The organism is Pseudomonas sp. B21-021 (assembly GCF_024749205.1).
Taxonomy (GTDB): Bacteria; Pseudomonadota; Gammaproteobacteria; order Pseudomonadales; family Pseudomonadaceae; genus Aquipseudomonas; species Aquipseudomonas paraglycinae.
In genome coordinates this window covers 214,431-228,706 of the sequence record NZ_CP087192.1, presented here as the reverse complement: position 1 = coordinate 228,706, position 14,276 = coordinate 214,431, and the positions used below count along the sequence as shown (strand labels likewise).

Sequence of the window (14,276 nt, the reverse complement as noted above, 5' to 3'; positions counted from 1 at the left end):
TTCCAGACCGGATGCGCAATCAAGCCGCTATTTGCGCATCCGCGTCAGCTCCGGCAACCCGATCTTGAGCAAGCGCGCCGTGCGGCTCTTCGCCAACTCCTCAACGCCTTCATGCTCGGTCAGCCGGGCCATCTGCGCCGCCATGTTCATCACCAGCGCCTCGCGGGAGTACACCCCGCCACCGAGCTGGTAGACCGAGGCAATCAACTCGCGCAGCTCCAGTGGCAAACGCCAGCGGGTGCGCAACGCCGAGCCGTAAGCCGCACCGAATTCCGCCAGCGCATCGCCGACTTCCTCCAGTTCATCCAGCTCGCCGCCGGCCTGCTTCCATTCCTGCAGACAACGCAGCAACGCCAGATCACCGAGGCGATGGAGCATCCCGGCGCAGTAGCAGCGCTCCTGATCCAGATCGAGCAGCCGCGCCAAGGTGCGGGCGTACTCGGCGGTGTGCAGCGACAGGCCCCAATAACGCTCGGCGTAATCCGCCAGGCATGGGTCGCTGAGTCGGGCGCTGCGTTTGAGTGCAAGGCCAAGAATCAGGTTCATGCTTTGCCCGGTGCCCAGGCGATGCAGCGCCTGCGCCAGAGTCTGCACTGGCGCGCCATGATGCTGAGCGGCGCTGTTCGACGCTGCGATCAACACGGCGGTGATCTGCGGATCGGTGCGGATTTCCTCTTCCAGCAGCTTCAAGTCCAGCCCGTTGGGGTTGAGGCTGCGTTTGACCGCCACTTGCACGTCGGTCATCAGCGGCGCGCCATCGGCCTGCTCGCGGCGACGTTCGAGGAATACCGAGAGGGTCATGCCCGGCGCCAGCGCCGGTACTTCACAGAACACTTCTTCACCGGCGTTCAGCAGCAGACCCTGCAAACGTTCGGTCAGGCTTTCCATGTTCAGGGGTTTGGCCAGGTAGGCGGTCGGCGCCAGCGGCAGGGCTTCGCGCACGCTGGCGCTGTCGTTGCGACTGCTCATCAGAATGAACGGCAGCGGCGGATTGCGTTTGCGCTGGCGGACACTGCGCAACACGCTCAAGCCATCGACGCCGGGCAACTCCCAGTCGACGATCGCCAGGTCATAGGGGACTTCGCTGAGCAGCGTCATTGCCTCCTGGCCATCGGCGCACAGGTCCAGCCGCGCGTCGCAGCGCACATTCAGCAACACTTGTTTGAGCAGGTCACGCGACCAGAGATCGGCCTCGGCAATCAGCACTCGGGGTACAGCGGGTAAATCGACGGCAGTCATGCTCGCCCTCCCTTGCAATGCTTGAACCTTAGCCAATGCTGGCGTTTCGGTACAACCTGAAAACCGCGCAAGTGTTTCTCCAGGCATGAAAAAACCCGCCGAAGCGGGTTTTTTGTCGATCCGATCACACGGTGCTACGGATTACAGCTCCGAGAAGCACTCTTCGATGATCGCCAGGCCTTTGTCCAGTTGCTCGTCCGGCGAGGTCAGCGGTACCAGGACGCGCAGAACGTTGCCGTAGGTGCCGCAGGACAGCAGGATCAGGCCCTTGTCACGCGCCTTGGCCACGACAGCCGCGACGGCGGTCGGGTTTGGTTTGTGGCTGTCGCCGTTTTCGAACAGCTCGACCGCGATCATCGCGCCCAGGGCACGGACTTCGCCGATCACCGGGTACTTGGCCTGGATGGCTTTCAGGCCGGTGACCAGACGCTCGCCGACAGCCTTGCAGCGGTCCAGCAGTTTTTCTTCTTCGAACACTTCCATCACGGCCAGGGCCGCGGCGCAAGCGATCGGGCTACCGGCGTAGGTGCCGCCCAGGCCGCCTGGAGCGATGGCGTCCATGTATTCGGCCTTGCCGCACACACCGGCCAGCGGGAAGCCGCCAGCGATGGATTTGGCGAAGGTGGTCAGGTCGGCAGCAACACCCATCTGTTCCATGGCGAAGAAGGTGCCGGTACGGCCAGCGCCGGTCTGCACTTCGTCAGCGATCAGCAGGATGCCGTGCTGGTCGCACAGAGCGCGCAGACGCTTCATGAATTCTTTCGGCGCGACGTAGAAACCACCTTCACCCTGAACAGGCTCGATGATGATCGCGGCGATGTCTTTCGGCTCGGCGTCGTTCTTGAAGATGCGTTCGATGGAAGCGATCGAGTCGTCGATGCTCACGCCGTGCAGTTCGTTCGGGTACAGCGCGCGGAAGATACCGCCTGGCATCAGGCCCATGCCGGCCGAGTAAGGCACGACTTTACCGGTCAGGCCCAGGGTCATCATGGTGCGACCGTGGTAAGCGCCGGTGAAGGCGATCACGCCAGCGCGGCCAGTGGCAGCACGAGCAATTTTCACGGCGTTTTCAACGGCTTCGGAACCGGTGGTCACCAGCAGGGTTTTCTTGGCGAAGTCGCCCGGTACGCGAGCGTTGATTTTCTCGCACAGCTCGACGTACGGCTCGTAGGCCAGAACCTGGAAGCAGGTGTGGGTCAGCTTGTTCAGCTGCTCGGTCACGGCGGCGATGATTTTCGGGTGCACGTGGCCGGTGTTCAGTACGGCGATACCGCCGGCGAAGTCGATGAATTCACGACCTTCAACGTCGGTCACGGTCGCGTTCTTCGCGGACTCGGCGAAGATCGGGTGAATCTGGCCAACACCACGTGGAACAGCTGCGGTACGACGGGCCATCAGTTCAGCGTTAGTCTTGCTCATTACAGTCCTCATTCGCCGCTCATCGGGCGGCGTGGTTCAAGGATAAAGCGGGAGGAATCGGCGGTGGCAGCATGCGATGATCGACTGCCACGGCGTTCCCGGCCGCAGAGAAAATTCCGGTTTGAAACGACGCAAAGGGACAGCGCTCTCGTGCCCTTTGCGTTTACAGCGATCTTCTACCGAGGCTTAGATGCCCAGGCAGAGGTATTTGATTTCCAGGTAATCTTCGATGCCGTACTTGGAGCCTTCACGGCCCAGGCCCGAGGCCTTGATGCCGCCGAATGGCGCGACTTCGTTGGAGATCAGCCCGGTGTTGACGCCGACCATGCCGTACTCCAGGGCTTCAGCCACACGGAACACACGGCCCAGATCGCGAGCGTAGAAGTACGAGGCCAGACCGAACTCGGTGTCGTTCGACATCGCGATCACGTCGGCTTCGTCTTTGAAGCGGAACAGCGGCGCCAGCGGACCGAAGGTTTCTTCCTTGGCCACGGCAGCGTCTTTCGGCACGTTGGTCAGGATGGTCGGCTCGAAGAAGTTGCCTTCCATCGGCTTGCCGCCGGCCAGAACGGTTGCGCCTTTGCTCACCGCGTCAGCGATGTGCTCTTGTACCTTGGCCACGGCTTTCTCGTCGATCAGCGGGCCAGTGGTGGTGCCGTCTTCCAGACCGTTGCCGATTTTCAGCTTGGCGACTGCCACTTTCAGCTTCTCGGCGAACGCGTCGTAGACCGAATCCTGAATGTACAGACGGTTGGCACAAACGCAGGTCTGGCCGTTGTTGCGGTACTTGGAAATGATCGCGCCTTCAACGGCCTTATCCAGGTCCGCGTCGTCGAACACGATGAACGGCGCGTTGCCGCCCAGTTCCAGGGAGACTTTCTTGATGTCCTTGGCGCATTCCGACATCAACTGACGACCGATTTCGGTCGAGCCAGTGAAGGACAGTTTGCGCACGATCGGATTGCTGGTCAGCTCGCTGCCGATGTCGCCGGCGCTGCCGGACACCACGCTGAACACGCCTTTAGGGATGCCGGCGCGCTGGGCCAGTTCGGCCAGAGCGAATGCGGAGAACGGGGTTTGCGAAGCAGGCTTGAGCACCATGGTGCAACCGGCGGCCAGCGCAGGACCTGCCTTACGGGTGATCATCGCCGCCGGGAAGTTCCACGGGGTGATGGCAGCGGTAACGCCGATCGGTTGCTTGATCACGATCAGGCGCTTGTCAGGCTGGTGGCCCGGAATCACGTCGCCGTAAATGCGCTTGGCTTCTTCGGCGAACCACTCGATAAACGAAGCGGCGTAAACGATTTCGCCCTTGGCTTCGGCCAGTGGCTTGCCTTGCTCGAGGGTCATCAGGCGAGCGAGGTCGTCCTGGTTCTCGATCATCAGTTCGAACCAGCGACGCAGTTTGCCTGCACGCTCCTTGGCGGTCAGTGCACGCCAGGCCGGCAGCGCCTTGTCGGCGGCTTCGATGGCACGGCGGGTTTCGGCAGCGCCCATTTTCGGCACGGTGCCCAGAATCTCGCCGGTGGCCGGGTTGTTGACCTTGATCGTCTGACCGTTGTCCGCGTCGACCCATGCGCCATCGATGAAGGCTTGCTGGCGGAACAACTGGGTGTCTTTAAGCTGCATGTCGGCTTTCCTTAACAGCACCGCGCAAGGCGCGGAGCAAAATTATGATTGTAGAAAGGCGCCTCGCAAGGCTGCCGTCAGGGAAATCATTTACCGGGCTGGCACATAAATAGCGCACGACTCAAAACGCGTGCGGCTCAGCACCTGGATAAGGAGCGTTTGAAATCTCAAACGAATCCTAGGTTCAAAGGGGTTGAAGGACAATAGGGCGTTCGAAAAAAAGAACAAAAACGCCGCTTTTGCTGAACATTTCAGATCAACGTACCAACAGCCCCGATCGCATGGAAACCATAGAACAGCCTCCCCAAAGCGCCAAGCGAGCCTTTTGCAGGACGTTACAGCTTTATGGAATGCAGGGTTTTCTTACCGACATGCATGCTGACAATCCACGCCCAAACCCGGCATGGACGCCCCGAGCCGACCTAGGTATGATGTCGCCCGCTGCACCAGTAGCTCAGCTGGATAGAGTACTGCCCTCCGAAGGCAGGGGTCGTGGGTTCGAATCCCGCCTGGTGCGCCATGAACAAGACGAAAAAGCCCCGGACTGCAAGGTCCGGGGCTTTTTTGTGCCTGCTGACTGGCGACTCACTCCGTCGTCCAGTCAAACTCGTCATATTCATCATCGTCTTCTTCGTCCTCGATCAAGTCATCATCGAGAACGTCTTCCTCCAGATCCTCTTCAGCCTGTTTGGCCAGAAGAAACTCCTTGCGACTCTCCGTCACTGCCCGCCGCAGTTCCTCACCCTTCACCGGGCAGTTGAGCATTTGGGCGATGCGGTCGATTTTTTGGGCCACGGCATCCTCCAGCGCATCGGCAATGACCCGATAGTGCGCGTTTTTGCGGGTCAATGCCAAATGGCGGATGGCTGATACGGTCAGTTCTTGCGGATTTTTTCCAGTCGCAGGTCGAGATTCACGTTCGGGTAGCGCTTGTGCAGGTTGTTGAACAGGCTGTCGGCCGCTTGCGACTGGCCGGACTCGCGCAGGCGCAGGACTTCGCGCAGTTGCTCGTCGAGACCGTTGACCGGGGCCGCGACGCGCTTGCTGACCTTGGCTTCGTCCGCCGTGTCGGCGCTGATCGATTCGCTCTGCATCGGTGCAGCCATTTCCGCCATTGGCGCGGGAGCCATTGCGGGTGCAGGCGCGGAAAGTGCGCCGGCGGGAGCCGACAACGATCGGGCCTCCTGACGGAGCACAGGCGCGGCCGGTTTGGCAGCAGGGGCGAAATCGTATTGAGCCACGGGTTCCGGCGCGCGCTGCACCAGCGACAGCATCAGCGCGATGCCGACCAGACTGGCAAAAGCCACTTGGTAGCGCGGTTGCTGGCAGGCCTTGAGCCAGCGTTGCCACAGGTTTTGCCGTGGCGCCGGGGTTTCACGGCGGGCGGCGTCGAGGATCAGCGCATCGAGATGCGCCGGCGGTTCGGCGGTGTGCTGTTCGCGCATGTGCTTGAGCACTTGCTCTTCGGGTGTCGGGCGGGCGTCCGTCATGTCAGTACCTCCTCGGCCAGCAGCCGACGCAGTTTTTGCTGGGCGTAGCGCAAGCGGCTCTTGACGGTTTCCAGCGGTGTTTCGGTGAGGCTGGCGATTTGCGCCAGGTCGAGGTCGCCGTGGGCGCGCAGCAGGAACACTTCGCGCTGGTCGGCGGGCAAGGATTGCAGGGCGCTCTCCAGGCGCTGGCTATCGCGGCTGAGGTTGAGCAGTTGTTCGGGATCGGAGGCGTCGTCGCTGACGGCGTGGAATTGCTCGTCGTAGCTGTCATGCAGCGGTTGCCGGGCGCCGTGTTTGCGCCAGTGGTCGATCAGGCGATTGCGGGCAATCTGGAACAACCACGTACGAAAGGTCGCCCGGCCTTGTGGCTGACTGGCGCTGCGGATCAGGCTCAGCCAGGTCTCCTGGAAAACCTCGTCGGCCAGTTCCGGTTTGCCGCTCAAACCGAGCAGAAACCGGTAAAGGCTCTGGCGATGGCGCGCGTACAGGATCTCGAACGCCTTGCCGTCACCCTCGCGATAACGGGCCAGCAGCGATTCGTCGCTGCTGGCCTCAAGGCGGTCGGCGGAGGCAAACAGCTGTGTGATGAAGCCTTTGAGGCGGCTCACTATTCAATCCGTCGCTCAGTGGACATTGCGTTGGAGGCAGTGGAGGTACGCAGGCTCTGCGCCAGTTCAACCAGTTGCACGAATTCGTTGCGCAGGCCGAAGCGGTCATCGCCGCGCGCACCTCGGGCCAAGGCTTCGGTGTCCTTCAAGCTGAAATCGCCGGTGTAGCGACCGTCCTTGAGTTGCTGGGAAAACGCGGCGACGGCGGCAGCGAAACGCAGATCCTCACTGGCCGGCGCAACCTGACTGGCAATCGGCCGCTCGATCAGCAGACTTTTCCCACCCTCAGGCTTTTGATATCGCACACGCAGCATTGCCAATTCTCCTTTCTTCTCGGAAACAACCGCGTCGGTTTTTCCGTAACGCAGCGGTTCCAGCCAGCCCTTCTCGCCTGTCGGGACAATTTCATACAACGCCGTCACCGTATGGCCTGCACCGATTTCACCGGCATCGACCTTGTCGTTGCTGAAATCCTCACGCTTCAGTGCGCGATTTTCGTAGCCGAGCAGCCGGTATTCGCTGACCTGCGCCGGATTGAACTCAACCTGCAATTTGACGTTTTTCGCCACCACGGCGAGGGTTGAACCGAGTTGATCCACCAGCACCTTGCGCGCTTCGCGCAGGTTGTCGATGTAGGCGTAGTTGCCGTCACCGGCATCGGCCAGTTGTTCCATCAGGTGTTCATTGTAGTTATCCACACCGAAACCCAGTGTGGTCAGGGAAATCCCGGTCTTGCGTTTATCCACAGCCATTTGTTTCAGGCTGTCGAAGTCGCTGATGCCAACGTTGAAGTCACCATCGGTGGCCAACAGGATGCGGTTGATGCCTTTGGGGATGAACGCCTGCTGCGCCATCTGATAAGCCAGCTCGATGCCCGAAGCGCCGGCGGTCGAGCCACCCGCGGTCAATTGCTCGATGGCTGTGCGAATTTTCGCCTTTTCCCGTCCGGAAGTCGGCTCCAGCACCACTCTGGATTCGCCGGCATACACCACCAGCGACACCCGATCCTGTTCGCGCAATTGATCGACCAGCAACTTCAGGGTGCTTTTGACCATCGGCAAGCCTTCACGGCGGTCCATCGAGCCGGACACATCCACCAGAAACACCAGATTGGCCGGGGCCAGTTCCGCCACCGCGCGGTCGGACGCCTTGATGCCGATACGCAGCAAGCGGGTGTGCGGGTTCCACGGTGAGGCAGCCAGTTCGGTAGTCACGCCAAAGGGCGAGCCATCGCTCGGCAACGCGTAGTTGTAGGGAAAGTAATTGACCATCTCCTCCAGCCGCACCGCGCCTTCCGGCGGCAGTCGACCCTGATTGAGCAGTCGCCGCACGTTGGCATAGGCGCCGGTGTCGACATCGGCGCTAAAGGTCGAGACCGGAGTTTCGGCGACGCTGTGGATCGGGTTGTCGGCCAGCTTGGCGTACTGCTCGCGCTGTTCGTCGCGATAGCCTTGTGGATAACTTTCACCGGCCGGCATCGGTGCAAAACTGGCGATCGGCGCCGCCAGTGCACTGCGCTTGGCCATCGCGCTATCAGCCATCACCGCTTCAGGCTGCACGGAGGATTTCAGTTCGGTCTGCGCCGGAGGCGGCGCGACGGTGGTTTCCGGGCTGGAGGAAACACCGCAACCGGCAACCACCAGCAACACACTGGCAGCAAGGGGGCGCAGAAGCGTGGAAGGAAGGGACATGGGGGCTGACCTCGGGGAAGAATTGATCCATTCATCCCCTGAGACGGGCAGCCCTGTCAGTTCGGGTTAAACCTCGCCGAAAATTTTTTCAGCGGTGATAACGCCGCACCGCACTGCTGTTGCGCAGCACGTGGCCTTTGATTTTTTCCATCAGCTGGGCGCGGGTCAGGCCGGCGGGCAAGGCGTCCGGGGCCAGATCCAGGGCGTAGATCTGAATGATGTAGTGGTGGGCGCTGTCGCCAACCGGCGGGCATGGGCCGATGTAGCTGGTGGTGCCTTTGCTGTTGGTGCCACCGACGCCTTCAAGGGCCGATTTGGCGCCGACGCCGGCCGGAATCTGCCGGGTCGTGGCCTTGATCCCGTAATGAACCCAGTGATCGACGCCCGAACCTTTCTGGCCGTCCGGATCGTGCATGACAATGGCGTAGCTCAGGGTTCCGCTCGGGCCGGCATTCCAGCTCAGGGCCGGCGACTGGTTCTTGCCGCCGCAACCGGCCGCATCGCTGGCCGCCGCCGAGGTGAACAGGCGGTTATCCGACACGCCGGGAATGCTGAGGGTGAAACGCTCCTGGGCCTGCGCAGGAAACTGCACGCAAAGGGCGACGGCAACGGCCGCCAGCCAAGGGTTGAGAGAGGTCAATCGGGTCATTCCGGGAGCACCTTGTGCAGTTGGGCCTTCGTCGGCCTGCAAACTATAGCCGTACCGTTCGTGCCGTGGCAGTGGGAAATGGCTGAACCTCGCAATGCGGCCCAAACTCGTAAGAGAAATGCCTGTGAGGAGCACGACCATGACCCTGCACCGTGTCGCCCGTTTCGCCGATGTGCCTGAAGACCGTGGGCTGGAGGTGCAAATCGGCGACTGCAAGATCGTCCTGCTGCGCGCCGCCGGCCAGTTGCGCGCCTTTCAGGGGGAATGCCCGCACGCCGGCGCGCCGCTGGCGGAAGGCGCGTTGTGTCACGGCCGGCTGATCTGCCCGTGGCACAAGGCAGCCTTTCGCGCCGAGGATGGCGCGTTGTGCGAGCCTCCGGCGCTGGACAGCCTCAAGCGTTATCCGCTGGAACTGCGCGGCGACGAGGTGTGGGTCGATGACCAGCCGCTGCCGGATCCGCACACCCCGCCGCAGGACGATCCGCGCACCTTTGTCATCGTCGGCGCCGGTGCCGGGGGAACCGCCTGCGCTGCCGCTCTGCGGGAAAAAGGCTTCGGCGGGCGAATCGTGCTGATCGACCGCGAGCCGGACGCCGGCTACGACCGCACGGTGCTGAGCAAATTCGTGTTGTCCGGGGAAATGCCGGCGCCGGAAACCCCGCCTCTGCGCGATGACGATTTTTATCGCGAACAGCACATCAACCGGGTTTCAGGCGAGGTCAGCGGGCTCGATGCCGATACCAAAACCCTTCACCTGAGCGATGGCCGCACACTGCATTACAGCGCGGCGGTGCTGGCCACCGGCGCAACGCCAAACGCGCTGAAACTGCCCGGCGCCGACCTGCCCCAGGTGTTTGTCCTGCGCTCCAAAGCTCAGGCGCAATCCATCATGGACGCCGCCCGACCCGGCCAACGCGCGGTGATCATCGGTGACAGTTTCATTGCGCTCGAATGCGCTTCGGCCCTGCGCCAGCACGGTCTCGAGGTGACGGTGCTGGCGCGCCATGCGATTCCCTTCGCGGCGCAATTCGGTGAAGCCGTCGGCAAGGCGATCCGCGCGCTGCATGAAGAAAACGGCGTGAAATTCATCACTGATCACGAAGCCAGGGAGATCACCGGCGATGGCAAGGTCGAGGCGGTGTTGCTCGACAACGGCCTGCGTCTGTCGGCAGATCTGGTGTTGGCGGGAATCGGCGTACATCCGGCCACCGAAGCGTTCGGCGACTTGCCGCGCGAGGACGATCAATCACTGTTGGTCGATGCCAGCCTGCGCGTCACCGACAACCTGTGGGCGATTGGCGATATCGCCACCTTCCCGCTGAACGGCCAGCCACAACGCATCGAACACTGGCGCCTGGCCCAGCAGCACGCGCGGATCGCCGCCGCCAACCTGCTCGGTGGCGATGAGCATTACCTCGACGTGCCATATTTCTGGACCTGGCATTTCGGCCGCAACTACGACTATCTCGGCCACGCCGAGGCGTGGGATGCGGTCGAATTTATCGGCGAACCCGAACAGCCGCCGTTTATCGGGCTGTTCGGGAGCAAGGGCGTGGTGGTGGCAGCAGTCGCCTGCGAAGAGGAACGAGCGATGGCCCTGCTGGCCGAACGCATGAAGCAACCGCTGCCGATGGATGAAGCCTGGCGACTGATTCGCGCCGTCAGGTGATCCGGTTCAGCGGCTCGCGGTTGTCGTCGTCCTCGGCGTGCAGAAAAATCACCCGAGGATGTTCCAGTGGCGCCAGCGGTGGCGGCAGCTCTTCGGGGTGGACCGGCCACAGATGCGGCACCACGTGACTGACGTCACCGTCCTGATCGTTGTGGATGGTCATCACGCCCGGCCCGCGCAGTTTCTGAAAGCGCTCGTCGCACAGCTTGAAGCTGCGGCTCAGCCCTTCATCGTCGACCACCGGTGACGGCAGGCGACGCTGGGCGAAGCTTCGGCTCTTGCGTTGCTGATAGCGCGCCCAGCCGATCAGGATCACCGCGTTGACCAGCGCCACCCACAGATAAATCTGCAAGGTGCCGAGGGCTTCGAACGCCGAGTTGTCGATGCGCGGCCCGCCTTCGTGGGTCTCGATCAACGGCCACAGGCCGCGCACCAGCAGATACAACAGGCCGACCCAGGCCAGCACGGTGAAGAACGCATCGACCACCACCAGAAACGGCCGTTGGCGGGTCCGGATGATTTTCATTTGATAACCTCCTCTTCGTCGTCCCCGATCGGTTTGATACCCCGGTCGGGACTGACCCAGCGCGCACGCTTCTGGTGTTGGCCGAACAGTACTTTGGGGAAACTGACCAGCGTGGTCAGCAGGCTGACGAACCAGAACGCGATCGGGTACCACACCACCCAGAACATGGTCTTGCCAAGGCCCGGTTCGTAACGCCGGTCAATGATGATGCTGACCGCGAACTGCACCAGGCAGACAAACGCCAGCAGCAATCCGGTAAACGCCGGCGGCATGAGGTGGTCGACGGCAATGGCTTCAGGCATGACCACGAACTTGCCGACGCCCCAGAAGATCACCGACAACAGGAAGGTGAATGCCCAACCGGTCGACAGGCAGTATTCGAACAGCAGCGGCCACAGGTAACGGTGGCGGTACTGCCAGATCCCGCGAATGTTCTTGAACAGCACTTCGGCGCCGCCCTGGGCCCAGCGCAGACGCTGTTTCCACAGACCGCGCAGGGTTTCCGGCATCAGGATCCAGCAAAGGGCACGGGGCTCGTAAAAGATGCTCCAGTGGTCCAGTTGCAGCTTCCAGCTGATGTCGATGTCTTCGGTGATCATGTCCGGGCTCCAGTAGCCAACCCGGTTCAGAGCGGTGCGACGGAACGCGACGATCACACCGGACACGGTGAAGATCCGCCCGAACACCCGCTGAGTGCGCTTGATCAGCCCGATGATCGACGAGAACTCGCCGACCTGAACCCGCCCGACCAGAGTCGAACGCGTGCGGATCCGTGGGTTGCCGGTCACCGCACCCAGTCGTGCGTTGTCGAGCATCGGCGCCACCAGATAAGCCGCCGTGTTCGGCGCCAGCAGCGCGTCACCGTCGATGCACACCAGATATTCGCTGCGCGCAGCGATGGCGCCCATGCGCAGGGCCACGGCCTTGCCCTGGTTTTCCGCCAGGTGCAGCACCCGCAATCGCGGATCTTCCTTGGCCAGCGCATCCAGTACTTCGGCGGTGTTGTCCTTGGAGCCATCGTTGATCGCGATGACTTCGATGTTCGGGTAATGCTGCGCCAGCGCCGCGTGGATGGTGTCGGCGGCGTTGTCGCCCTCGTTGTAGCAAGGAATCAGGATCGAAATCAGCGGTTCGCCTTCCAGCGGTGGCGGCAGGGTGTCGTCCTTCCACGGCCAGTGCCGTTCCCAGTGCAGCCAGAAATACAGGCCACCGGAAATCCACAACCCGGACATGAACAGCGGGTAGAAGAACACGAAGTCCATCAGGAATTGCCCGGTGACCAGGAAGATCAGCCCCAGCGGGACGCCGAGGACGATCGCCAGAACAAGCAGGGCCAGCAGTCTATCCAGCATGTCATGGGTTCCATTTGTTGGAGAGTGCAGGCCGCACGGTTTTCATGTCCGGCAGGTTCTCGAGGAAGTTGTCCGGGTAGTAGCCGAAACTGGTGGCGCCCTGACGCTTGAGGCGGCCCATCCAGTCGGCCAGTTGTGCGCCGTCGATGTCGGCCTGGTCCTTTTTCGTCCAGTCCCGGGCCTGCAATTCGAACACCGTGCGATCCAGCGCACCGGGGCGCTGTTTGATCTTCGCTACCAGCTCTTCAAGCCACGGACCGGATTGCGCATGGGTCTGTTTTTCCATGAGCGGCATGGCCATCGGCGCCGTCCAGTCGTAGCTCACGAGGAAGTCGTCGAGGTTCTGCGCGAACCACGCTTCGCTGTGCGGATTGAGCACCGGCTCGGCGAAGATGTTCCGTGCGGTGAGCACTTGCGGGCCACGAATCGCGCGCACCTTGGCGGTCAGCTCATTGGTGAAGTCGATCAGGTAGCGACTCTTGAAGCGCGTCCAGCGCTGCATCGCCGCCGGATCGTCACGCAGGGCGGCGATCGAGCCCGGCAGACCGTTGGCGGCATAGGCCTTCAGCGCCTGAGGGCCGGCGTCTTCGAAGTCCGAAAGCACCGCGTCGTCGTGGTAGAGAATGCCGTCGACCGAAGTCAGGCGCGCCACGTCTTCGTAGATCTCGCCAATGATCCGCCGTACCTCGGGATCGAACGGCGACAGGCGCTTGTATTGATCCGGATCGACAGCGGTCGTGCCGGTCTTCGGATCCCAGCGCGTTACCCGTGGCAGCTTCGAATCCAGTTCGAAACTCAGCACCGGCATCCACGCAAAGACCTTCACGTGAGCCCGGGTGCGCAATTGCCAGGCGACGCGGTCGAACAGGTCGGCGCGCATCGGCAGATGACGGTTGGGGAAGTACAACGAATGCACCAGCCCATCGCCCTTCGGATCGGCGAAGGCTTGCAGGAACACGGTGTTGGCGCCCATGTCGGCCATGCGCTGGATCAGTTTGCCGAGGTTGATTTCCTGCTGCGCCGGGTCCGGGTCGTAGACGTTATCCAGATCCACATGCACCACACGCATGGTGAAGTCCGATTGCACGCCGACCACGCTGTTGGCGAAGTGCTCGCCGTCAGGGTCGGAAGCCACCAGGAAACGCGGCCCGCTCATCAGGTTGTCGAGAGCATCGAGGCCGTCATCGAGGGTCAGGGCCATTTCATAGCCCTCTTCGCTGACCACGGTCAGCGATGTGCCGTCCGCCGTCCCGTAAGGCCAGACCCAGATGCGCGGCTTTTTACCGGTGTTCTTGCGGATTTTTTCCGAAATGGCCTGCACGTCAGCGCGGATCCGCGCCTGGAAATCGGTTTCGGATTCGTAGCGTTTGCTCACCGGATCGTAGCGTCGGGTCGCGGCCGCCGGCTGCAGGTTGCCTTGCGGGTTGGCGAGGATGCCTTTGTGGCTGGCGTCGGTGTGGGCGGCGATTTCCACCAAGCCCGATTGGGAGATTTCCCGCACTTGAGCCCAGGTCAGGAAGTCCGAGCGCGGACGCGGCGTGCCAGCGAAGTCCACCGGTTGGTTCAGCGGCGTATCGATCCAGGTGCCGACCGGCGCCAGCAGCGCATGCCAGTTGTAGGCGCGCAACACCGGCAGTACGCGGGTGTAGAAGCTTGAGTAACCGTCGTCGAAGCTGAGCAGGATCGCCTTGGGCGGCAGTTCCGGCCCGCCTTTGCGCGCGGCCATGATCTGGTCGACCGTCACCGGTTTGTAGTTGTTCTCCCGCAACCAGGCGAGCTGTTCGAGCAGGCGCTCGGTGCGCACCGCCACCACCGCCTGATCGGGGTCACGGTCTTCGACGTCGTGGTAGGCAATGCCCAGCACGTGGTTTTTCGGCCAGGGCTTTTCATTGGCTGCCAGCGGTCGCTCGGACGGCGGCACGAAGGCCGGGGCTTGCTGGGCGCAGGCGCTGACCAGCAGCACTCCCAGCAGAAGGATGAAACGCGAAATCAAAGGCATCTTCA

12 protein-coding genes and 1 tRNA gene are annotated in these 14,276 nt (G+C 62.2%); 2 read left to right on the top strand and 11 right to left on the bottom strand.

Annotated features, from left to right (window positions below):
• Positions 1 to 27 precede the first annotated feature (27 nt).
• The 3 genes from LOY31_RS00975 to gabD form a co-directional block, all read right to left on the bottom strand.
• Positions 28 to 1,239, bottom strand: a complete 1,212-nt coding sequence (locus tag LOY31_RS00975) for a response regulator (protein WP_085608567.1) — start codon at positions 1,237 to 1,239, stop codon at positions 28 to 30.
• 141 nt (positions 1,240 to 1,380) lie between these two features.
• On the bottom strand, positions 1,381 to 2,658 hold the full coding sequence (gene gabT / locus LOY31_RS00970; RefSeq protein WP_007957613.1) for a 4-aminobutyrate--2-oxoglutarate transaminase: 1,278 nt from the start codon (positions 2,656 to 2,658) through the stop codon (positions 1,381 to 1,383).
• A gap of 186 nt (positions 2,659 to 2,844) precedes the next feature.
• Entirely contained in the window at positions 2,845 to 4,287 is a 1,443-nt protein-coding gene (gene gabD, locus LOY31_RS00965) for an NADP-dependent succinate-semialdehyde dehydrogenase (RefSeq protein WP_127796572.1), read from the bottom strand.
• A gap of 443 nt (positions 4,288 to 4,730) precedes the next feature.
• On the opposite strand from gabD, the gene LOY31_RS00960 reads away from it, so the two are divergent.
• A tRNA-Arg gene (locus tag LOY31_RS00960) sits at positions 4,731 to 4,807 on the top strand.
• A gap of 65 nt (positions 4,808 to 4,872) precedes the next feature.
• Here LOY31_RS00960 and LOY31_RS00955 read toward each other — a convergent pair.
• The 5 genes from LOY31_RS00955 to LOY31_RS00935 form a co-directional block, all read right to left on the bottom strand.
• Positions 4,873 to 5,142 carry a hypothetical protein gene (locus LOY31_RS00955; protein WP_011331897.1) on the bottom strand — a complete coding sequence of 90 codons (270 nt, stop codon included), beginning with the start codon at positions 5,140 to 5,142 and terminating at the stop codon, positions 4,873 to 4,875.
• A 20-nt stretch (positions 5,143 to 5,162) separates the two neighbouring features.
• Positions 5,163 to 5,777 (bottom strand): hypothetical protein, encoded by a 615-nt coding sequence (locus tag LOY31_RS00950; protein WP_258712715.1) that lies wholly within the window; start codon positions 5,775 to 5,777, stop codon positions 5,163 to 5,165.
• Positions 5,774 to 6,355 carry an RNA polymerase sigma factor gene (locus tag LOY31_RS00945; protein ID WP_258713582.1) on the bottom strand — a complete coding sequence of 194 codons (582 nt, stop codon included), beginning with the start codon at positions 6,353 to 6,355 and terminating at the stop codon, positions 5,774 to 5,776. The genes LOY31_RS00950 and LOY31_RS00945 overlap by 4 nt, the downstream gene beginning before the upstream one ends.
• A 29-nt stretch (positions 6,356 to 6,384) precedes the next feature.
• The gene (locus LOY31_RS00940) at positions 6,385 to 8,076 is read right to left on the bottom strand and encodes a VWA domain-containing protein (RefSeq protein ID WP_258712714.1); all 1,692 of its coding nucleotides are present in this window, start codon (positions 8,074 to 8,076) and stop codon (positions 6,385 to 6,387) included.
• Between the two features lie 88 nt (positions 8,077 to 8,164).
• Positions 8,165 to 8,725 carry a YbhB/YbcL family Raf kinase inhibitor-like protein gene (locus tag LOY31_RS00935; RefSeq protein WP_129973830.1) on the bottom strand — a complete coding sequence of 187 codons (561 nt, stop codon included), beginning with the start codon at positions 8,723 to 8,725 and terminating at the stop codon, positions 8,165 to 8,167.
• Positions 8,726 to 8,864: 139 nt separating this feature from the next.
• Between LOY31_RS00935 and LOY31_RS00930 the strand changes: the two genes are divergently transcribed.
• Positions 8,865 to 10,394 carry an FAD-dependent oxidoreductase gene (locus LOY31_RS00930; protein WP_221535465.1) on the top strand — a complete coding sequence of 510 codons (1,530 nt, stop codon included), beginning with the start codon at positions 8,865 to 8,867 and terminating at the stop codon, positions 10,392 to 10,394.
• Here LOY31_RS00930 and pgaD read toward each other — a convergent pair.
• Genes pgaD through pgaB form a run of 3 tightly spaced genes read right to left on the bottom strand, consistent with a single transcriptional unit; the run spans position 10,387 to position 14,271 of the window.
• On the bottom strand, positions 10,387 to 10,920 hold the full coding sequence (pgaD, locus tag LOY31_RS00925) for a poly-beta-1,6-N-acetyl-D-glucosamine biosynthesis protein PgaD (RefSeq protein WP_085608561.1): 534 nt from the start codon (positions 10,918 to 10,920) through the stop codon (positions 10,387 to 10,389). The two genes, LOY31_RS00930 and pgaD, sit on opposite strands and share 8 nt — an antisense overlap.
• Complete coding sequence (pgaC, locus tag LOY31_RS00920) at positions 10,917 to 12,272, bottom strand: poly-beta-1,6-N-acetyl-D-glucosamine synthase (protein ID WP_007957644.1); 1,356 nt, start codon at positions 12,270 to 12,272, stop codon at positions 10,917 to 10,919. Before pgaC ends, pgaD begins: the two co-directional genes overlap by 4 nt.
• A 1-nt stretch (position 12,273) precedes the next feature.
• Positions 12,274 to 14,271, bottom strand: a complete 1,998-nt coding sequence (gene pgaB / locus LOY31_RS00915; RefSeq protein ID WP_258712713.1) for a poly-beta-1,6-N-acetyl-D-glucosamine N-deacetylase PgaB — start codon at positions 14,269 to 14,271, stop codon at positions 12,274 to 12,276.
• Positions 14,272 to 14,276: the final 5 nt, after the last annotated feature.

What these genes read in the sequence shown, in the direction of transcription:
- LOY31_RS00975 (WP_085608567.1), bottom strand. Translation starts at nt 1,239, where the DNA reads ATGACTGCCGTCGATTTACCCGCTGTACCCCGAGTGCTGATTGCCGAG.
- gabT (WP_007957613.1), bottom strand. Translation starts at nt 2,658, where the DNA reads ATGAGCAAGACTAACGCTGAACTGATGGCCCGTCGTACCGCAGCTGTT.
- gabD (WP_127796572.1), bottom strand. Translation starts at nt 4,287, where the DNA reads ATGCAGCTTAAAGACACCCAGTTGTTCCGCCAGCAAGCCTTCATCGAT.
- LOY31_RS00950 (WP_258712715.1), bottom strand. Translation starts at nt 5,777, where the DNA reads ATGACGGACGCCCGCCCGACACCCGAAGAGCAAGTGCTCAAGCACATG.
- LOY31_RS00940 (WP_258712714.1), bottom strand. Translation starts at nt 8,076, where the DNA reads ATGTCCCTTCCTTCCACGCTTCTGCGCCCCCTTGCTGCCAGTGTGTTG.
- LOY31_RS00935 (WP_129973830.1), bottom strand. Translation starts at nt 8,725, where the DNA reads ATGACCCGATTGACCTCTCTCAACCCTTGGCTGGCGGCCGTTGCCGTC.
- LOY31_RS00930 (WP_221535465.1), top strand. Translation starts at nt 8,865, where the DNA reads ATGACCCTGCACCGTGTCGCCCGTTTCGCCGATGTGCCTGAAGACCGT.
- pgaD (WP_085608561.1), bottom strand. Translation starts at nt 10,920, where the DNA reads ATGAAAATCATCCGGACCCGCCAACGGCCGTTTCTGGTGGTGGTCGAT.
- pgaC (WP_007957644.1), bottom strand. Translation starts at nt 12,272, where the DNA reads ATGCTGGATAGACTGCTGGCCCTGCTTGTTCTGGCGATCGTCCTCGGC.
- pgaB (WP_258712713.1), bottom strand. Translation starts at nt 14,271, where the DNA reads ATGCCTTTGATTTCGCGTTTCATCCTTCTGCTGGGAGTGCTGCTGGTC.